Here is a 19,626-nt window from a genome sequence, read left to right on the forward strand (position 1 = left end):
TGTATCGTTTTTTTCTTGACTTGGAGTTTACTTCAAAGCGTATGATTAAGATTAGGAGGTGAAAATAAAAAACGCTAATAACAGCGTTTAAAACCAAAGAGTCAGACACCAACCGACGAATAATCCCAGTAAAGCACCGCAGAAGACATCACTGAAATAATGGACATTCAGATAGATGCGAGAGACGGCGATGCCTAGACCGACAAGTAAACTGAGAATACCTAAGACTGGATTGTAATTTAAAATGATGAAAACACAGGCAAAAGAGGACATCGTATGCCCGGATGGGAACGAGTAATCTTTTGGCATTTTGATTTTGAGGGGGATATCATGAGAGTGACAAGGACGTTTTCTTTTAACAACGGGCTTAATCATCACTTGTCCTAACAGTGTCGCAAAGATCAAAACGAGAAAGAGTTTGATTCCTTCTTGTCGCGGCGGTGCCCCATAATAAAAATAAGCAGTGACAAACAGCCAAAAATAACCGCAGTTTCCAATATATGACATAAAGATCATAAGGTGGTCCAGCCATTTTGGAAAGGTTTTCTGATTTAATTTTTGAAAGAGATATAAATCAAATGCCTGAATCTTTTCAATCATTTCTAGGCCCCCTAATAGTGTCCACATTATATCATATTTTATAATAGGCTGCCAGTATAATTAGAAACGAAGCGAGAAGGAAAAAACAGATATTTTGGTTGGTGCAAATCCATTGTGAAAAATGAAAAAATAGGGTAGAGTGATAGATGTAGCAACAAAATGTTCCTACGTTTGAAAGATCAGATTTTTATTATGGGTCAATCTTACAATTTAAGAATGATAAAAAAATTATAAAAGTGCAACTTTTATATTATTAGGTGGTAGAAATTTGTTTTATTAAAGAGTATAATAGTTATAGTAACAATAAGGAGGACTATAAAAAATGGCAAAAAATTATGTGTCAATGGATGGTAACCAAGCTGCAGCTCATGTTGCGTATGCGTTTTCAGAAGTAGCAGCTATCTATCCAATTACACCTTCTTCACCTATGGCAGAACATGCAGAAGCATGGTCAGCACAAGGGAAGAAAAATATTTTTGGATCACAAGTGAACGTTATTGAAATGCAATCAGAAGCAGGGGCAGCCGGAGCTGTTCACGGTGCTTTGCAAGGAGGCGCTTTAGCGACAACTTTCACTGCATCTCAAGGGTTATTGCTGATGATTCCAAACTTATATAAAGTCACTGGGGAATTATTACCAGGTGTATTCCATGTAGCGGCAAGAGCATTAGCAACACGTGCGTTAAATATCTTCGGAGATCACCAAGATATCTATGCTTGCCGTCAAGTTGGGATGCCAATGATTTGTTCACATTCCGTACAGGAAGTTATGGACTTAGGTGGAATTGCTCACTTAACAGCAATCAAAGCCTCTGTACCTGTAATGCACTTCTTTGATGGATTCAGAACTTCTCATGAAATTCAAAAAATTGAAGTATTGGATTATGAAGTATTTGAAAACTTATTGGATAAAGAAGCTTTAGCTAAATTCAGAGAAAACGCTTTGAATCCACACACCAACCCAATTCAACGTGGTGGGGCAGAAAACGATGATATTTATTTCCAAGGCAGAGAAGCTCAAAACGAACATTTTGAAGCGGTAACTGAAATCGTCGTTGATTACATGAATAAAATTTCAGAAGTAACTGGCAGACATTATGCACCATTTACTTATTACGGAGATCCAGAAGCAACAAAAGTTATTATTGCAATGGGTTCTGTTACGGAAACAATTATTGATACAGTAGATGAAATGATGAAACGCGGTGAAAAAGTCGGGTTAGTAAAAGTTCATTTATATCGTCCATTCTCAGCTAAATATCTATTAAATGTTTTACCTAAGACAGTGAAAAAAGTGGCTGTATTAGACAGAACAAAAGAAATGGGTGCAACAGGAGAACCATTATACTTAGATGTTGTTTCTGTATTAAAAGATACAGATATCGAAGTGATTGGCGGACGTTATGGTATGGGATCTAAAGATACGAACCCTAAACATATCAACGCTGTTTACAGACATTTAGACAGTGAAAATCCATTCAACGGATTTACAATCGGTATCAAAGATGACATTACTCATTTATCATTAGATACAGATCCGAATTTTGAAGTAGAATCAGACTATACAGCTTGTTTATTCTATGGTTTAGGATCAGATGGTACTGTTTCAGCAAATAAGAACTCAATCAAGATCATCGGAGATAATACAGATCTTTATTCTCAAGCTTATTTTGCTTATGACAGTAAAAAAGCCGGTGGAGCTACTCGTTCTCATTTAAGATTCGGGCATTCTCCAATTCGTGCGACTTATTATATTGATAACGCAGATTTCGTTTCTTGTTCAGTAGATAACTATGTATTGAAATATGATATGCTGAAATCTTTACGTAAAGGCGGAACATTCTTATTAAATACTGAATTCTCTAAAGAAGAAGTTGTTGATTATCTGCCAAATAAGATCAAAAAACAATTAGCTGAAAAGAACGCTAAATTCTATATCATCAATGCTAATAAGATTGCTCATGAAATCGGTATGGGTCGTAGAACAAATACGATTTTGCAATCAGCATTCTTTGCATTGAATCCACAAATTTTACCAATTGAAAAATCAATTGATTTAATGAAAGCAGCAGCTAAAAAATCTTACAGCAAAAAAGGTGAAGAAATCGTTAAATTAAATTACATCGCAATCGATCAAGGAAAAGATGCTATTGAAGAAGTTGCGATTGATCCATCTTGGGCGGATTTAACGGTCAATACGACACGTACACGTACAGGTGATGATCATTTCGATGATTTCGTTACTGTTATCAATGAATTAGACGGTTACGATCTTCCTGTATCTAGCTTCATGGATAAATTAGACGGATCTATGAAATCAGGTATGGCATTAAAAGAAAAACGTGCGATTGCAACAGAAGTGCCTACATGGATCAAAGAAAACTGTATCCAATGTAACAACTGTGTGATGGTATGTCCACATGCAACGATTCGTGCATTCTTAGTAGATGATGAAGAAATGGCAAATGCTCCGGAAGATATTTCTAACGATGTATTAAAACCAATCGGAAGAGGTGTTGATGGATTAGTTTACCGTGTTCAAGTATCACCAGACAGCTGTGTTGGCTGTGGTTTATGTGTGACTGAATGTCCAGGTAAAGGTGGTAAAAAAGCTTTGGAAATGGTAAGTGTTAAAGAAGAATTAAAACATGCGCCATTAGCAGATTATATGTACAATAAAGTATCATATAAAGCAGATAAATATCCTACAACAACGGTTAAAGGTGTTGGTTTCATGAAACCATACTTCGAAGTATCTGGTGCCTGCGGTGGATGTGGGGAAACGCCATATTACCGTTTAGCTTCTCAGTTATTTGGTTCAGATATGCTGATTGCCAATGCAACCGGATGTAGTTCAATCTATGCAGGATCTACGCCTTCTACACCAATGGTAATCGATGATAATGGGCAAGGTCCGGCTTGGGCAAACTCATTATTCGAAGATAATGCTGAATTTGGATTTGGTATGAAATTAGCTGCCAACTACAAAACAAAACATATCTTAGAAGTCATCGAAGCAACAAAAGATGAAGTTGAACCTGAATTAAAAGAAGTCTTCAATAAATATATTGAAGTTAAAGGAAATAGAGCAGAAGAAAAAGCGTTATATGACAACATGATCGCTTTGATCGAAGCATCAAAATGTGAAGAAGTAAAAGATATCTTAGACTATAAAGGTGATATCGTTACAAAATCACAATGGATCGTCGGTGGAGACGGATGGGCTTATGACATCGGATACGGTGGAGTTGACCATGTATTAGCTAATGATCAAAACGTTAACATCTTAGTATTAGATACAGAAGTATACTCTAATACCGGTGGACAGTCTTCTAAATCTTCTCAAGCTGGTTCTATCGCGAAGTTTACAGCTGGCGGTAAAGCAGTAGCTAAAAAAGATTTAGCACAAATCGCTATGGCATACGGACATGTTTATGTTGCTCAAGTCGCAATGGGAGCAAACCCAATGCAGACAATCAAAGCATTCAAAGAAGCAGAAGCTTATGATGGACCATCATTGATTATCGCTTACTCTCCATGTGCTGAACATGGTATCAAAGGCGGATTGGCTAACCATCAGCAACAAGAAAAACGTGCTGTTGAATGTGGTTACTTCAACTTATTGAGATATGATCCAAGATTAGAAGATGAAGGAAAGAACCCATTACAAATCGATTCTAAAGAACCTGATTTCACTGGATTCCAAGACTTCTTGTTATCTGAAAACAGATTCTCTCAATTAATGAAAGTAAATCCTGACCATGCAAAACAATTAATGGAAAAATGTGAAGCTGACGCTAAAAAACGTCGTGCACGTTTAGACAGAATGATGTAATCAAGAGACCGAAAGGTCTCTTTTTTGTTGACTGGATAATTGAACGAAAATCAAAAACCGCAGAAATTATCATGAATGAGAAAAGTCTTTTTGTTAAACTTAGAGAGAAGTAAAGGAGAGATAAAAGATGAATGAAAGTAAAATGACTGTTGTCGCTAGAACCCTTCATTTGAGTGGAACGTCCTATGAAGTAGGGTATCAGCTAGGAAATAAAATTAAGGAGAACCTATTGCTGAAAAAAAGATATATCTTAAAAGACAAAACGATTGATCTAAAACAGATTGAAGAAGAAAATGAGCTGTTTAACCATTGGTGTCCGGGATTATGTGAGGAAATAAGAGGTTTTGCCGATGCTTTGCAAGTTGAATTGGGAAACCTTTATTTTTATGATATGAGCTATTTGGTTCCACGCTGCAGTCAGATCGCATTGACGTCTAAGGTCACAGCAGATCATATGCCAGTGCTTGTAAGAAATTATGAATATGCATATGAACAGGAAGATTTCTCATTGGTAAAGACAGCAATCAACAAAAAATACAGACATATGGGTACCTCTATGCTGGAATTTGGCAGAGATGAAGGCATTAATGAATGGGGGTTAGCAGTAACGATGACGTCTTGTGGACTGCCAATCGTTAAACTGCAAAACATGAAAGAACCTAAGATTAAAGGATTACAGTATTGGATTGTTATCAGAGCGTTGCTGGAAAATTGTAAAGATGTCAATGAAGCATTGGATTATATAAAAGACATGCCTATCGCATTTAATATGAATATGTTATTATTGGATAAAGCTGAAAATATGGCACTGGTTTTGACTATGGACGGAAAATTTGCTGTAAAGAGAGTTGAGGCTAAGGATCAGGAGTCCCTTCTATTTACAACGAATCATGTAGTACTTCCTCAATTCAAACATTTAGAACCACAAGCGTTTCGCCATAGTATAGGACGTTATCAATATATTGAAAAAGAGCTTAAAGATAAGAAGAATATCACGAGGGAGCAATTAAAAACAATGCTGTTAGAAAAATATCCGAATGGACTTTGCTTTCATAATTATCGGGAAAGCTTTGGAACAACGAAAAGTATTCTTCTTTCACCTTTTGAGAAAACACTCGAAATATGCTGGGGCGGACGCTTGGAAAACCAGTGGCTCAAGTATGATCTTCATTCGGCTGAAGCCGATGAGGAATTTGAAATAGATTTAAGTATCGATCAAATCGAAGCCGGGATATTTGACTGGCAGTCGTTTTAAAAGGAGTCGTTATGGATTATAAACATGCTTTAGAACAAGCGGTGATTTATATTGAAAATCATTTACAAGAAGATATAAAAGTAGAAGAAGTCTCTCGTTTTGCCGGATACTCCTATTACCATCTTAATCGTCAGTTTATCGCTGTTTTAGGAGAAAGTGTTGGAGGCTACATCAAAAAAAGGCGTTTAGCCAATGCTGCGCAAAAACTCCTTTATACGAATGATTCAGTTATTTCGATTGCATTGGAAAACAGTTTTGAATCACCGGAAGCTTTCAGTCGTGCTTTTAAATCGAGATATAAAGTGAGTCCACTACAATATCGCAAGCAACGTATTCAAACATATATATCATCAAAAAAACGTTTAGATGAAGAATCTTTGGAGCATTTGCTTCATCATGTCACTGTACATCCTAAAATTATTGAACTTCCAGAGATCAAAGTAGCAGGAATTCGTCAAGAAATACAACCTCATCATCAAGATTTGAAAAGATTATGGGAACATTTCTTTTTGTTGTTGGAGAATATGCCTAATAAAATGGTGTCTGGTCGTAAATTTGGCATTTATGAATCCATTGAAGAAAATCTTCATTTTAAAATTAATGAGGATATGCTAATGAACGAATGTTTTGCAATAGAAGTCACTTCTTTTGATGGGCTTGATGATCATTATGTCACGAAAATCATTCCTAAAGGGCGTTATGTTGTTTTTACACATCGTGGCAGTTTGGCGACACTGTCACAAACTATTGATTATATATGGGGAACTTGGATGCTTTCTACAAAAGAAGAATTGGATAATCGTGAACCTTTTGAATTATATGGTGAGAAGTTTTTGGGTTATGACCATCCTGATTCAGAAGTCGATATTTATATTGCGATACGTTAATAAGACCTGTTTAGTAAAAACAGGTCTTTTGTATATCGAATATTTAATTATTTCTATCAGGAGTGAACCAAAAGAAACAGTTCTTTTAAGGAATAAGATGAAACAGACGTGCTATTGTTGCGATCATAAAGCAGATGACAAAGCCAAAAGCAGTAGGCAGCAGAAAAGAACAAAGGGTCCATTTTAAACTTTGGGTTTCTTTTTTTATTGTCAGACATGTGGTTGAACAAGGCCAATGGAGCAAGCAAAATACGATTGTGCATAAAGCCGTTACCCAAGTCCATCCATTATTCAACAACAATGTATATAACTGGGGATTGCTCAGTTCAATCAGACTGCTGGTTGACATATAGGTCATAATGATAATCGGTACCACGATCTCATTGGCTGGGAAACCGAGGATAAAGGCAAATAAGATGACGCCATCCAATCCGATTAAATGGCCTAGCGGATCTAAAAAATGAGCGCAGTGCATCAATACACTTAATCCGTTTACTTGAATATTTGCCAACAGCCAAATAATAAGTCCGGCAGGAGCCGCTACAGCAACGGCACGGGCCAAAACAAAAAGGGTACGGTCTAATAATGAACGGACAATGACTTTGCCGATTTGTGGTTTACGATAAGGCGGTAATTCAAGAATAAAAGAAGAAGGAACTCCTTTTAATAAAGTTGAAGATAGAAGGCGGGAAGATACAAACGTTAAAAGGACTCCAAGTAAGATGACTCCTGTCAGTAAAAGAGCGGCATAAATTGTTCCCATAATCCCACCTTGACTGCCAATAAAAAACATCGAAATCAACGCAATCAGCGTTGGAAAACGACCATTGCAGGGAATAAAGTTATTAGTGATAATAGCAATCAGCTGCTCACGCGGAGAATCGATGATACGACATCCTGTTACCCCGGCAGCGTTGCAGCCTAACCCCATACACATTGTCAGCGCCTGCTTCCCGCAGGTTTTGGCTTTTTTAAAGTAATGATCTAAATTAAAGGCGATTCTAGGCAGATAGCCGAGATCTTCTAATAAAGTAAACATCGGAAAAAAGATTGCCATCGGCGGCAGCATGACCGCCACTACCCAAGCGAGTACACGGTACATTCCGTGAACTAACATATCCGTTAAAAAAGCCGGAACATGTATACTGTTCATAAATAATGCAAGTTGGTCTTCTAATGCAAACAGGGTGGTAGATAAAAACTGAGAAGGATAATTCGCTAAAGAAATGGTAATCCAAAAGATAATGCAAAGAAGGATCAGCATGATTGGAATTCCTGTTACTCGATTGGTCAGCCATTTATCGATCTTTCGCTCTTTATGTGGTTCTTGAGAATGCGTCACCACTTGTTTGGCAATATCTTCTGCTTGTTTGACGATGGTATGAATAATCTGATCCTCTAAAGATTCTGTTTCCAATGAAGCACGTATTTCCCTTTGTTTTTCAAAGATAGCATCGCTGTTGCCAAACGTACGGATGTATGCATGAAGACGTTCATTAGAGGGACTGTCCAGTAATCGCAAAGCTAACCAGCGAGCTGATGGCTGCGTATCGCATGGCAAGAGGGACTGTAAACTCTGAATGTGCTGTTCAATGCTTTCCTCATAATGGATGGCTAAAGGGGAAAACGCATAATGATCGATCGTTTCTATGGTGCTTAAAAGATGATCGATTGTTCGGGGATCACGAGCGGCTGCTCCCACAACCGGTACCCCTAAGAGTTGTTCTAATTTCAGTAAGTTAATCTTGATTTTTTTCTTTTTTGCTTCATCCATTAAATTGACACAAACAATCACATGATCTGTAATCTCAATCGTCTGCAATACCAAATTCAAGTTTCTTTCTAAACAGGTGGCATCACATACAACAATCGTGGCTTTGTTGTTTTCGTAGCAGATAAAGTCACGGGCAATTTCTTCTTCAGCAGAATGAGCAAAAAGGGAGTAGGTTCCAGGTAAATCCACTAATGTATAGGATTGATCATGGATCGAAAAACTCCCTTCGGCTTTAGCGACGGTCTTGCCAGTCCAGTTGCCGGTATGCTGATTTAATCCGGTTAAAGCATTAAAAATTGTGCTTTTGCCTACATTGGGATTCCCGGCTAAAGCAAGTATCGGTATTTCTTTCAAATCTATCGACCTCATTTATTATAATTTTTTGAGCATCCTCATTACGCAATGCGATAACAGCACCACGGATATCATAAGCGATAGGATCGCCCGCAGGACTTTTCAAAATACATTCTATTTTAGTGCCGATGATTAGGCCGATGTCTTGTAAACGTCGGCGCATGCTTCCATTTGTATTAATATTTTTTACATAACCAATCTGTCCTTCTTCTAACGTATTCATTTTTATCATATTTTATGACTCCTTCTTCTCTTTGCCATTCTATTCTATGACCTATAGGATAAAATGGTTAGCCAATCCGCCTATAGTGTTTGTAAATGGGGGGGAATTATAGTATCATTATGACCATGGGCAGCAAAGTGAAATCTTTATAAGCTGTATTTTGTTTTAAAGGGAAATGTAGTATAATACAGATAGGTGATAAAATGAAAATTAAGTTATACTTTGAAAATGAAAATGCCATTGCCAAATCAGGAATCGGAAGAGCAATGAAGCATCAGGAAGAAGCATTACGTTTAAATAATATCGAATATACAAAAGACAGCTCAACGAAAGATTATGATATCCTTCATATCAATACCGTTTGGTATAACAGTTGGCGACAGGCGAGAAAAGCAAAGCGTTTAAAAAAGAAAATTGTGTTTCATGCGCATTCAACAGAAGAAGATTTTAAAAATTCATTCATGTTCAGCAATCTTCTTGCTCCACTTTATAAAAAATGGCTGATTCATATGTATAACTTTGGTGATGTTATCGTCACTCCGACCCCTTATTCAAAAAGGGTGCTGGAAAGTTATCATATTCATAGAGAGATTTATCCAATTTCCAATGGAATTAATTTAAACAATTTTAAAAAGGATGCAGCAAAGGAAAAAGTATTCAGAGAATATTTTAAGCTTGCTCCTGAGCAGAAAGTCATTATCAGTGTCGGGTGGTTTTTTGAAAGAAAGGGCTTTGATACTTTTTGTGAAGTAGCAGAGCAATTACCGGAATATACGTTTATATGGTTTGGGGATAAACTGATGTCGGCACCTACCAACAATATTCGAAAACTGATGATGAATCCGCCTAAAAATGTGATTCTTCCGGGATATATCAGCGGTGATGTGATTAAAGGCGCATATTCAAATGCAGATGTGTTCTTTTTTCCAAGCCGAGAAGAGACAGAAGGAATCGTTGTGTTGGAAGCTTTAGCGAGTGAGACGAATGTACTTGTTCGTGATATTCCTGTTTTTGATGGCTGGTTAGTTGATCAAGAAAATTGTTATATGGGGCGTAGTAATGAACAATTCATCACATTGATTAAACAGATCATTAATAAAGAAGTACCGGAATTGAAAGAAGCAGGATATGAAGTGGCACGTAAAAGAAGCTTACAGTATATTGGGGAAGATTTGAGAAAGGTATACGAGAGTGTACTGAAGAGGTAACCTTATGAAAGCGATAATAAAAAAATATGTCATGAACTTTGTCTGGATATTCTTATTTGCTTTTGTGGCGCTTTATTTTTCCTTAAAAGGTGAATTCCATCTTATTATGGATACTATTCGAAACGCAAAAGTGAATTGGATTATCGTTGCCTTTATTTTTATGGTGGCTTACAACTTATTAGAGGGGTATGCCTTATCGATATTTGGGAAACTTTATAATAAGGCGTATTCTTTTAGACAAGGCGTTGTCAATTCCTTTTGTGCTACCTTTTTTAATGGTATTACACCATTTCAAAGTGGCGGGCAGTTTGCACAGGTGTATGTGTTTAATAAGCAGGGGATACAGCCTTCGTATTCGGCAAGCATTCTTTTGATGAACTTCATTGTTTATCAATCGATTGTGGTGCTTTATACATTGGTCATCGTTTTATTTAAGTATTCTTATTACAGTAAGAATTTTTCAGAGTTTTTCTCTTTGGCACTGATTGGGTTTGCGATTAATTTTGTGGTTATCGTCGGACTGTTTATTGGAGCGAAGTCTCGCACTTTGCAGAGTTTTTTTGTCAATGTCGTTTTGCGCATTGGGGCAAAAGTGAGAATTGTGAAAGATTATGAAACAACCGCAATGAAAGTGGAACGTCACTTGGAAGATTTTCGCAATGAATTGAAAGTATTGCAGAAAAATAAAAATATCTTGATTACAGTATCGATCATCAATGTTTTAAAATTAACGGTGCTTTATATTGTGCCTTACTTCTGTGCAAAAGCTCTGAGTTTAGATATTGCTCAGCTGCATGTGAGCGAATTTATCGGAATTACGGCATTTATTTATATGATCACTTCTTTTATCCCCATTCCGGGAGCTTCCGGAGGAAGTGAAGGAACATTCGTTATTATGTTCGGATTTTTATTAGGAGGCGTTGGAGCTAAAAGCAGCATGATCGTCTGGCGTTTTGTAACCTATTACTTAATGCTGATTTTAGGTGCATTAGTCTTTGCTTTGGATCCACAGATCAATCGAAAGGAATAGAAATTATGAAGATTGGAATTTTTACAGATACATATTTACCCGATATCAATGGTGTTGCGACTTCTTCTCATATTTTGCGTCATGCATTAGAAAAACATGGACATGAGGTGCTGATTGTTACTTCCGAACTGCCTGATGACAGTGATTATCAGGATGAAGAGAATGTATTGCGTTTGCCGGGGATTGAAATGAAGAAGATATATGGCTATCGTATCTCGAATATTTTTTCATTCAAGGGAATGAAAGAAATCACAAATCAGGGATTGGATGTCATTCATATTCAGACGGAGTTTGGGATTGGCATATTTGGCAAAATTGCTGCACAGATTTTAAATCTTCCGGTTGTTTATACGTATCATACAATGTATGAGGATTACAGTCATTATGTTGCCGGGGGATTGACACCACTCAATACAATTGTGAAAAAGTCGATTGAAAATATCAGTCGTATTTATGGTGATAACTGTACAGAACTGATCGTTCCTTCAGAAAAAACAAAGGAAGCGCTGATTAGTTACGGATTAGAAAAAGATGCTCATATCATTCCGACAGGATTGATTTTGGATGCCTTTGACGAAAAAAATATCGATAAGGAAAAAGTAGCGGCAATTCGTGAACAGTATCAGATCAAAGATGAATTTGTAGTGACCTTTTTAGGACGTTTGGCGCCGGAAAAAAGTGTCGAACTGATTCTTGAGGCGGGGGCATTATTAAAGCAGAATGGCGTTCAGTTTAAAATGATGATCGTGGGTAAAGGACCCTCATTAGATGATCTGAAAGAAGAGGCACGCCGTCTTAAAATCGATGATGTTGTCATTTTTACCGGACCGGTTACAAGTGATCAGGTTCCTAATTATTATCATGCTTCGGATATGTTTGTATCGGCATCTATTACCGAAACACAGGGATTGACCTTTATAGAGGCTCAGGCATCCGGTTTAGTGGTACTGGCACGCCATGATAAGAATTTAGAAAGTGTCATCGTGGATGGAAAGAATGGTTTTTATTTTACAGATGCAAGAGATTTAGCGGAAAAGATTAAAATGGTGCAGGCAATGGATACGACGAATATTCGTCATCAAGCCTATTTAGATGCACAGCAATACAGTGATGATGTGTTTTATGAAAAAGTGTATAAGGTTTATCAGTTAGCGATTGAACATAAACACTATAGCTATAAAGTACAGAATTTGTTCCCATTAAAAAATAATCGCTATGAATGTGTTTTGAAATCAGATGAAAATGAGATTACATTCGAGCTTCCGGAAAGCATTATCAATAAATATGGCTTATATAAAGGAAAAACAGTTGAACGTGATGAATTTGATGCTTTAAATGATCATGAAAAGGTAGCAGAGGCCTATCAAAGAGCATTACGCTTTCTAACAGTTAAGGATTATACTAAGAAACAAATTGTTGAAAAATTGAATCGTCTGGAACTCTATGATGATATTCAGATTGATATGACCGTTAATCTTTTGATGGATAAGAATCTGATTAATGATGAAGAATATACTATTGATTATTTGCAAAGAGCCTCAAAACTCGGATTAGGGATCAATAAAGCCATCAGCAATTTGCGTATGAAAGGAATTGAAGATGAGGTCATCGAGAAAAATCGAGAAGCCTATGGTGAGGAACAGGAATATGAAACAGCTTTAGAAATCGTTGAAAAGGTATATGCTGCCAATTCGCGCAAGTCACGTACGGCAATGATTGATGCGATTGCCGATAAGCTATATCTAAAAGGGTTTTCATCAGCTGTTATCAATAAAGTAATGACGACCTTTGATTTCTATGCAGATGAAGAATTAGAAGAAGAATTGATATTAAAAGAATTTGATAAAGCATTTAAGCGCTATAGTCAGAAATTTGATGGAAAGCCTTTATACAATAAAATTTATATTTATTTAATGAGAAAAGGATTTGACTATCAGCTGATCAAACAAGTAATGAAAGAGAGCGGTTATGAAGATGAGTAAAAAAATCCAGGAAATAAAACCGGGAGATAATGGGGTTGAATTTGATGCAATCATCACACATGTAGTGAACGGAAAGACCAATAAAGCGCCATATCTTTCTTTAACATTTCAAGATGCAACAGGACTGCTGGACGCAAAATTGTGGGCAGCTACACCGGAACAGATTGCGACGGTAACGGCTGGAAAAGTTGTGCATGTCGTTGGCGATGCAATCAAATATAACGATGATTTGCAGTTAAAGGTCAATAAACTTCAAATCTTGGATTCGAGTGAAGAAGAACAGGTCAAATATTTAAAATCGGCCCCAATGGAAAGAGAGGACCTGTTGGCAGGTATTCAGCAGTATATCGCTAAGATTGAAAATAAAAAGCTGAATACCCTCGTTTCTGCATTATTTAATGAGCATCAGGCGCTTTATGTGATTTATCCGGCAGCAAGCCGTAATCACCATGAATATGTCTCTGGGTTGGCTTATCATACTTTATCGATGCTTCGGATTGCCGAAACATTATGTCAGCAGTACGAAACCCTGAATAAAGATTTATTGTTTTCTGGTGTAATCATGCATGATTTAGGGAAAGTGTTTGAATTAAGCGGACCGATTGTTCCCGAATATACGATGGCAGGCAAGCTGCTTGGTCATATTTCGATTGCTCAGGCATTAGTAGAACACTGTGCAAAAGAAAAGCAAATCGAAGGAGAAGAAGTTGTCTTATTAAAACACATGATCTTATCGCATCATGGAAAGATGGAATATGGTTCACCGGTATTGCCATTAATCAAAGAAGCAGAAATCCTGTATTTAATCGATAATATTGATGCTCGTATGAATATGATGGATAAAGCTTTGGAAGGCGTTGAACCGGGTGGCTTTACAAAACGTGTTTTCTCTTTAGAAAACCGCAGTTTTTATAAACCAAAATTATAAGAAAAAGATCTGGAATGAAGTGAACCCCAATATTTGGATACCCAAATAGAGGCGGCTCATGTCATGATCCAGATCTTTTATTTTAGTATTTCATTTTTGATTTCTTCTAAATCCCATTGCCCCTGATGATCTGTGAATTTCGGGTCGAAACCATCATTTTGATCATATCTGGGGATAATATGGAAATGCAGATGAGTGATCGTTTGTCCGGCAGCTTCCTTTGCATTCGTCAAGATATTGATCCCATTGGCATTCAGGTTTTCCTTGATTTGATTCGCTAAAGTTTTCGCAATCACAATCATATGTCCTAAAGCATCATTGTCTGCTTCTAAAACAGAATCATAATGCGCTTTACTGATGACTAAGGTGTGACCTTTGGTAGCCTGAGAAAGATCAAGGATAGCGATACAGATATCATCTTCATAAAGAACAGTACTATTGATTTGATGATCTTTGATCATACAGAAAATACAATCTGACATAAATAATCCCTCCTGTTTTATTCTAACATAAAAGGGCTAAAACAGCCCGATTATTTAAGATAGTTTTCATTTATTCCTTTAATGTCTTCTGCTAAGCCTTTTTCAAAAACTTCAAATTGATATGTTTTTAAATAGTGGGCTTCAGCTTCAGAAGTCACCTCTGTAATAGCTAATAAGCTTGTTACGATGGTATCTTTGTTAGCTTGACGATCTGTATCCATAACGTTGATAACAGCGTATTTTCCATCAGATAAAGCGACCGGCACACTGTACATCCCAGCAGTTGTGAAAGAAGCTGACATCTTTGCAATGCTGCTGTCCACTGAACTTGTAGAAGCTTTTGTATAAGTTAATTTTTTATCCGGTACACTGCCTGCTGCTTCATTGGCAGCATCTTCAAATGTCATTTCTCCGTTATCGATCTTTCCGATATAGCTAATAGCATCTGATTCATTGTCTACACTGAAGTAACGAATATAGGCATACCCATATTTTTCCGCTAACGTATCGAAGTTTTCTTCGATATATTTTTGTATCATCAATGTTTGTTTCACACTTGGTTCAATCATTTCTGTTTTGTAGCTGTCTAATGAATCATAGCCATTCGATTTAACGTAGTCCAACAGCTTATCTTCTCCGCCAAGCATATCGGTATAAGATTTGATCGTTTCATTTACTTTGTTGCTGATCGCTTCTGTATCGGTCACTTCAATGTTTGCGGCTTTCAATAATGCATCGTTGACTACTTTGCTGGCTCCGTAAGTAGAAAGCAAGCTTTCATAAATCGTTTGTTTTGTCAGTTCAATTCCGTTTTCTGTCTTAACAGCGAGGTTATCACCACCTGTTACTTTTGAAGTAATTGTGGTTTTATTAGAGGTGCACCCACTAAGAAGTAACGCCACTGCTGCAATTATCATTGTTTTTTTCATATCATTACCCCTGTCTTGATGTTTCTCTTTGTTCTAACGCACTTTTTACGTAATCCGTTACTGCTTTTTCGATGGTTTCATCTCCATATTGAATATTATATGAATTGAAAACAATATATTCTAAGTATTGATCATAGAATGTATCTGATGACCAGTTTTTTAATACAGAATCACTTGCCGACAGCTGTTCTTTAATTGTATCTTTATCTGTGCTGTCAATCTTGATGATGTGGTAACCATATTCACTTTTTACCGGTTCACTGACTTCGCCTTCGTTCATTTCCATCATTTTTGTTTTGAAGGCTTCAACGAAGTTTGTTTTATTATCACAGACTCCTAAGCTTCCGCCGTTAGAAGCAGAGCCATCATCAGAATATTCTTTGGCTGTTTCTTCAAAGGATTTACCTAACGCCAGTAAATCTTGAACCTCTTTTAATTTGGCTGCTTCTTCTTCAGTTGGGTTCTCAGGGTCTGCCATCTTTACTAAAATATGACTTACCAGTCTTGGAGAAGTTAAATTATAATAATCTTCAAAAATTTCATCAAAATGTGTTTCAATATACTGATTCATAAATTCTGAGTATTGAAGATAGGTCATATAGGCATCTTTATATTCGTCAAGATTACTATATCCCATGTTTTTAAGTTGTGTTTTTAATGTGTCTTCCCTACCAGAGTAATTTTGCTTGACCTGATTGATCATGACATCCGCTTCAGTTTTCATATCATCTGTAGCCGGATATTCTTTCTTTACGATTTCCTGCAAGATAACCTGATAAAGAGTCTGAGCACCTGATGCTGAAGAAATGATGCTGTCATAAATATCATCAGCAAATATATATTCTCCGTTTATTGAAGCTAGTGCTGATTGACCATCCACTGTTTTACCGGTTGTGCTTGAACACCCGCTCAATACTAGCATGGAAGCGATCGCTAACGCAGCTATTTTGTTTCGTTTCATATGATCCTCCTTAAATTTAACAGTCTTATTATAAACTTTTTATATATTTTTTTCAATAAAATAGGCGAAAACACATGAGGATTATACATTTTCCCATAATATATACTAAGAGTGTGAGGTGAGATTGATGGAAGAATGTCGAGGAAGAAAAAATCCATTTGTTTTGGTCATTGTTTTGTTCATCCTTTTGATTATCATTGGCTGCGTATGTAACACTTGAAGGGAGGGGAAAATATGTTAGCTCATGAAAACTCTTTTTGCTTGATCTTAGTATTATTTATCCTATTGGTTATCATCTGTGGTATCTTTTAATAGGAAGACAAAGCAAACAAAAAAGAAAAAATCAGTATAAATAATGCCTCATAGCGATTTGCTGTGAGGTGTTTTTATTTGTAGGTACCTTGACATTTCATCGATATTTTTTATAATAAAGAGTACAGAAACGTTAAGGAGAAAATTATGGAATCAGATAAATTGTTAGCACAGATGCGTCTTTGTGCTCATTACTTGCATCACCGTAATGAAGGCAAGGGCAGTCAGGAAAGAATACTGATGATCTTAAATAAAAAAGAGCGTATCTCTCAGCGTGACTTATTAGAAATTGTGGGTATTCGTTCTTCTTCTTTAAGTGAAGTGTTGACGAAGATTGAAAACAATGGCTATATCGTTCGTCATAAAAAAGATGAGGATAAACGTAATGTTGAAATTGCAATTACACCAAGTGGTAAGAAAAGAGCGTTGGAAGTCCGAAAAATCCATGAAGAGCGATCGAAAAATCTATTTGCAAGCCTCTCGCCCCAAGAACAGATTGAACTCTCATCTTTACTTGAAAAATTGTTAAGCAGTTGGAATCAAGACGATCATCATCGCCATCATCATTCGTCTCACGAATAGAAAAGGAACTGTAAATTATTACAGCTCCTTTTTTGTGAATCAGTCATAATAGTTTTCTTCTTGATAACTGTTTTGTTCACGATAGGTCTGAATAGAAATCTTAAAGATCACTAAGAGCGGCATCGCAATCACAACTCCAATCGGACCAAACAGCGTTGAACCGGTTAAGATACCAAACAAAACCCAAATTGATTTGATTTCGATCTTTTTTGAATAAATCTTAGGCGTAATATAATAAGCATCTAAATTGGATAAGATAAAAATCATCAAAAGAAGCAATAACACTTTTGTGGTGCCTAAGCCTAAAGTAGTAATAAAACCAAAGGTATTGGCGAGGATCGGTCCGATATAAGGGAAGATACCGCTGACTCCGGAAAGCAAGCCTAAGGTAAACCAGTTTGGATGTCCTAGAATTAAATACATTCCACCGTATAAAACTCCCTGGATACATGATAAAATCAAAAATGCTTTAATATAGTCTATTAATCCCACATCGATTTTTTTAAGATATATCGGTAATTTCGGGGAAATAAAGTGAGATACTTTTTTGATGCGCTTGCGCACATTGCTGTAATCTGCTAAGAAGTAAATACTTAAAACAATATAGATAATCACATTTCCTAAAATGGATAATGCCTGTCCTACCATGCTTAACGATGTATTTAAGATGCTGTCGGGACGAATGAGTTCATTGATCTTATCGATCAGATAGCCACTATAGCTGGAGATATCGACATTGAATGAATTCATCAGAATCTTTTCCAATTCCTGAATTCCATTGGTGAATGTCGTTGTTAATTCCATGATGTTTTTATACAGCAGTGGAAGTAAAGTTCCAATCATAGCTACTAGGAACAACAAAATTAAAATAATCGTAATACCAATCGCATAATTACGCTTGATATGATGTTTTTCTAAATAACTGACAAAGGGCGAGAATACATAAGCGATCGTAAATCCAACAAAGAAAGGCTCAATGATTTTTAATACCATGTGTACCCAACTCATCCAAACGGCTTGAGTGGCATATAAAATATAAATAATGATTGAGAGCCCTAAAATGTTTAGGATCGTGAACATAAAACGCCGGCTGCTGATTTGTTGTATAAGTTTCTTCAAGTATTCCATATTAGCCCTCCTATTCATTATAAATATAACACATTTCATCGTATTTATAAGTGCTTTTCTCAATAATAAAAAATAATCTCCGAGAAATTTGTTGGATTTTCTGTTTTTGATAATAAAAGCGTTTATATATGTCATATATAAGGTGCGTTCCGCTTGAAAAATAATACGTAAAAAGGTATCCTAATAGTGCTTAAATCAATTGGTTTAAGTGGATTTTTATTAAATTTATAAGAGGATGGGTATGAATTAAATCAATAATTGAAAAAATATCACATATTCTCTTAAAAATATAATCATATTCATTGTTTTTATCTTGTTTTTCTACTAAAATAACTTAGAAAGGGGCGATACAATGTCGACTTTAAAAATAAAAGATTTACATGTAAGTATTGGTGAAAAAGAAATATTAAAGGGGATTGATTTAGAAGTCAACACTGGAGAAATTCATGCCATCATGGGACCTAACGGTAACGGGAAATCAACGTTATTATCAGCCATCATGGGGCATCCTAAATATGAAGTCACTCAAGGGAGCATAACGTTAGACGGGGAAGATGTATTAAGCATGTCAGTAGATGAACGTGCACGTGCCGGTCTTTTTTTAGGAATGCAGTATCCTCAGGAAATTCCCGGGGTTACAAATTCGGATTTTCTTAAATCAGCCATCAATTCACGTCAGGAAAAACCTATTTCCTTATTCAAATTTATTCGTACCTTAGACAAAGGCATTGAAGAGTTGGAAATGGACCCCAATCTTGCACATCGTTATTTGAATGAAGGGTTTTCCGGGGGAGAAAAGAAACGCAACGAAATATTACAAATGAAGCTGTTAAAGCCTAAATTTGCTTTATTGGATGAAATTGATTCCGGTTTGGATGTGGATGCATTGCGTGTCGTATCCGATGCCATTAATTCCATGCGCAGTGATGATTTCGGATGTGTGATGGTTTCCCATTATGAACGTTTATTTGAATTAGTTAAACCTACCCATGTCCATGTGCTGGTAGCTGGAAAGATCGTTTTGGATGGTGGCTATGAAGTTATCGAAAAAATTGATCAGGAAGGTTATGATTGGGTAAAAGAATTAGGAATTGAAATAGAAGTAGAAGAAGCAAGACGTCCGATCATTTTAGAAAACTGCGGAAAGAAAGCATAG

At 36.4% G+C, this 19,626-nt stretch carries 18 protein-coding genes; 11 read left to right on the top strand and 7 right to left on the bottom strand.

Annotated elements, in window-relative coordinates:
• Window positions 1-87: 87 nt before the first annotated feature.
• Complete coding sequence (locus BN1225_RS02980) at window positions 88-600, bottom strand: phosphatase PAP2 family protein (RefSeq protein WP_041138326.1); 513 nt, start codon at window positions 598-600, stop codon at window positions 88-90.
• 322 nt (window positions 601-922) lie between these two features.
• Here BN1225_RS02980 and nifJ point away from each other — a divergent pair, with 322 nt between their 5' ends.
• The 3 genes from nifJ (at window position 923) to BN1225_RS02995 (ending at window position 6,577) form a co-directional block, all read left to right on the top strand.
• Window positions 923-4,435: a pyruvate:ferredoxin (flavodoxin) oxidoreductase gene (gene nifJ, locus BN1225_RS02985; protein ID WP_041138327.1), complete on the top strand. Its 3,513-nt coding sequence runs from the start codon at window positions 923-925 to the stop codon at window positions 4,433-4,435.
• Between the two features lie 127 nt (window positions 4,436-4,562).
• Complete coding sequence (locus BN1225_RS02990; protein ID WP_041138328.1) at window positions 4,563-5,690, top strand: C45 family autoproteolytic acyltransferase/hydrolase; 1,128 nt, start codon at window positions 4,563-4,565, stop codon at window positions 5,688-5,690.
• An 11-nt stretch (window positions 5,691-5,701) separates the two neighbouring features.
• Window positions 5,702-6,577: an AraC family transcriptional regulator gene (locus BN1225_RS02995; RefSeq protein WP_041138329.1), complete on the top strand. Its 876-nt coding sequence runs from the start codon at window positions 5,702-5,704 to the stop codon at window positions 6,575-6,577.
• An 85-nt stretch (window positions 6,578-6,662) separates the two neighbouring features.
• Here the strand turns inward: BN1225_RS02995 and feoB are convergent, their stop codons facing one another.
• Window positions 6,663-8,705, bottom strand: coding sequence for a ferrous iron transport protein B (gene feoB / locus BN1225_RS03000; protein WP_242857684.1), 2,043 nt, complete (start codon window positions 8,703-8,705; stop codon window positions 6,663-6,665).
• Window positions 8,641-8,937: a FeoA family protein gene (locus BN1225_RS03005; protein WP_074434787.1), complete on the bottom strand. Its 297-nt coding sequence runs from the start codon at window positions 8,935-8,937 to the stop codon at window positions 8,641-8,643. Before BN1225_RS03005 ends, feoB begins: the two co-directional genes overlap by 65 nt.
• Window positions 8,938-9,131: 194 nt before the next feature.
• Here BN1225_RS03005 and BN1225_RS03010 point away from each other — a divergent pair, with 194 nt between their 5' ends.
• From BN1225_RS03010 to BN1225_RS03025, 4 genes are read left to right on the top strand one after another with little or no spacing between them, the layout of a single operon-like run.
• Complete coding sequence (locus BN1225_RS03010) at window positions 9,132-10,136, top strand: LTA glycolipid anchor biosynthesis glycosyltransferase, IagA/BgsA family (RefSeq protein WP_041138330.1); 1,005 nt, start codon at window positions 9,132-9,134, stop codon at window positions 10,134-10,136.
• A 4-nt stretch (window positions 10,137-10,140) separates the two neighbouring features.
• Entirely contained in the window at window positions 10,141-11,166 is a 1,026-nt protein-coding gene (locus BN1225_RS03015) for a lysylphosphatidylglycerol synthase transmembrane domain-containing protein (RefSeq protein WP_041138331.1), read from the top strand.
• A 5-nt stretch (window positions 11,167-11,171) separates the two neighbouring features.
• A complete protein-coding gene (locus tag BN1225_RS03020; RefSeq protein WP_041138332.1) occupies window positions 11,172-13,148 on the top strand; it encodes a glycosyltransferase in 1,977 nt (658 codons plus the stop codon).
• A complete protein-coding gene (locus tag BN1225_RS03025; RefSeq protein ID WP_041138487.1) occupies window positions 13,141-14,076 on the top strand; it encodes an HD domain-containing protein in 936 nt (311 codons plus the stop codon). Before BN1225_RS03020 ends, BN1225_RS03025 begins: the two co-directional genes overlap by 8 nt.
• Before the next feature lie 77 nt (window positions 14,077-14,153).
• Here the strand turns inward: BN1225_RS03025 and BN1225_RS03030 are convergent, their stop codons facing one another.
• Genes BN1225_RS03030 through BN1225_RS03040 form a run of 3 tightly spaced genes read right to left on the bottom strand, consistent with a single transcriptional unit; the run spans window position 14,154 to window position 16,448 of the window.
• Window positions 14,154-14,558 carry an HIT family protein gene (locus tag BN1225_RS03030; protein WP_041138333.1) on the bottom strand — a complete coding sequence of 135 codons (405 nt, stop codon included), beginning with the start codon at window positions 14,556-14,558 and terminating at the stop codon, window positions 14,154-14,156.
• A gap of 50 nt (window positions 14,559-14,608) precedes the next feature.
• On the bottom strand, window positions 14,609-15,487 hold the full coding sequence (locus BN1225_RS03035; protein WP_041138334.1) for a hypothetical protein: 879 nt from the start codon (window positions 15,485-15,487) through the stop codon (window positions 14,609-14,611).
• A gap of 4 nt (window positions 15,488-15,491) precedes the next feature.
• Window positions 15,492-16,448, bottom strand: a complete 957-nt coding sequence (locus BN1225_RS03040; protein WP_041138335.1) for a peptidylprolyl isomerase — start codon at window positions 16,446-16,448, stop codon at window positions 15,492-15,494.
• A gap of 127 nt (window positions 16,449-16,575) precedes the next feature.
• Between BN1225_RS03040 and BN1225_RS15145 the strand changes: the two genes are divergently transcribed.
• The 3 genes from BN1225_RS15145 to BN1225_RS03045 all read left to right on the top strand — a co-directional run bounded on the left by BN1225_RS15145 (window position 16,576) and on the right by BN1225_RS03045 (window position 17,342).
• The gene (locus tag BN1225_RS15145) at window positions 16,576-16,668 is read left to right on the top strand and encodes a YjcZ family sporulation protein (RefSeq protein ID WP_074434788.1); all 93 of its coding nucleotides are present in this window, start codon (window positions 16,576-16,578) and stop codon (window positions 16,666-16,668) included.
• A gap of 14 nt (window positions 16,669-16,682) precedes the next feature.
• A complete protein-coding gene (locus BN1225_RS15150; RefSeq protein WP_074434793.1) occupies window positions 16,683-16,760 on the top strand; it encodes a YjcZ family sporulation protein in 78 nt (25 codons plus the stop codon).
• 147 nt (window positions 16,761-16,907) lie between these two features.
• Window positions 16,908-17,342: a MarR family winged helix-turn-helix transcriptional regulator gene (locus BN1225_RS03045; protein WP_041138336.1), complete on the top strand. Its 435-nt coding sequence runs from the start codon at window positions 16,908-16,910 to the stop codon at window positions 17,340-17,342.
• A 39-nt stretch (window positions 17,343-17,381) separates the two neighbouring features.
• Here the strand turns inward: BN1225_RS03045 and BN1225_RS03050 are convergent, their stop codons facing one another.
• Entirely contained in the window at window positions 17,382-18,470 is a 1,089-nt protein-coding gene (locus BN1225_RS03050) for an AI-2E family transporter (protein ID WP_041138337.1), read from the bottom strand.
• Between the two features lie 352 nt (window positions 18,471-18,822).
• Between BN1225_RS03050 and sufC the strand changes: the two genes are divergently transcribed.
• Entirely contained in the window at window positions 18,823-19,626 is an 804-nt protein-coding gene (gene sufC / locus BN1225_RS03055) for a Fe-S cluster assembly ATPase SufC (RefSeq protein WP_041138338.1), read from the top strand.

The sequence above is a fragment of the Beduini massiliensis genome (assembly GCF_000829905.1).
GTDB lineage: Bacteria > Bacillota_I > Bacilli_A > Erysipelotrichales > Coprobacillaceae > Beduini > Beduini massiliensis.

Coding starts and splice junctions, on each gene's coding strand:
- BN1225_RS03015 (WP_041138331.1), top strand. CDS start 10,141: ATGAAAGCGATAATAAAAAAATATGTCATGAACTTTGTCTGGATATTC.
- BN1225_RS03030 (WP_041138333.1), bottom strand. CDS start 14,558: ATGTCAGATTGTATTTTCTGTATGATCAAAGATCATCAAATCAATAGT.
- BN1225_RS15145 (WP_074434788.1), top strand. CDS start 16,576: ATGGAAGAATGTCGAGGAAGAAAAAATCCATTTGTTTTGGTCATTGTT.
- BN1225_RS03045 (WP_041138336.1), top strand. CDS start 16,908: ATGGAATCAGATAAATTGTTAGCACAGATGCGTCTTTGTGCTCATTAC.
- BN1225_RS15150 (WP_074434793.1), top strand. CDS start 16,683: ATGTTAGCTCATGAAAACTCTTTTTGCTTGATCTTAGTATTATTTATC.
- nifJ (WP_041138327.1), top strand. CDS start 923: ATGGCAAAAAATTATGTGTCAATGGATGGTAACCAAGCTGCAGCTCAT.
- BN1225_RS03025 (WP_041138487.1), top strand. CDS start 13,141: ATGAGTAAAAAAATCCAGGAAATAAAACCGGGAGATAATGGGGTTGAA.
- BN1225_RS02990 (WP_041138328.1), top strand. CDS start 4,563: ATGAATGAAAGTAAAATGACTGTTGTCGCTAGAACCCTTCATTTGAGT.
- sufC (WP_041138338.1), top strand. CDS start 18,823: ATGTCGACTTTAAAAATAAAAGATTTACATGTAAGTATTGGTGAAAAA.
- BN1225_RS02995 (WP_041138329.1), top strand. CDS start 5,702: ATGGATTATAAACATGCTTTAGAACAAGCGGTGATTTATATTGAAAAT.
- BN1225_RS03050 (WP_041138337.1), bottom strand. CDS start 18,470: ATGGAATACTTGAAGAAACTTATACAACAAATCAGCAGCCGGCGTTTT.
- BN1225_RS03040 (WP_041138335.1), bottom strand. CDS start 16,448: ATGAAACGAAACAAAATAGCTGCGTTAGCGATCGCTTCCATGCTAGTA.
- BN1225_RS02980 (WP_041138326.1), bottom strand. CDS start 600: ATGATTGAAAAGATTCAGGCATTTGATTTATATCTCTTTCAAAAATTA.
- BN1225_RS03035 (WP_041138334.1), bottom strand. CDS start 15,487: ATGAAAAAAACAATGATAATTGCAGCAGTGGCGTTACTTCTTAGTGGG.
- BN1225_RS03005 (WP_074434787.1), bottom strand. CDS start 8,937: ATGATAAAAATGAATACGTTAGAAGAAGGACAGATTGGTTATGTAAAA.
- BN1225_RS03010 (WP_041138330.1), top strand. CDS start 9,132: ATGAAAATTAAGTTATACTTTGAAAATGAAAATGCCATTGCCAAATCA.
- BN1225_RS03020 (WP_041138332.1), top strand. CDS start 11,172: ATGAAGATTGGAATTTTTACAGATACATATTTACCCGATATCAATGGT.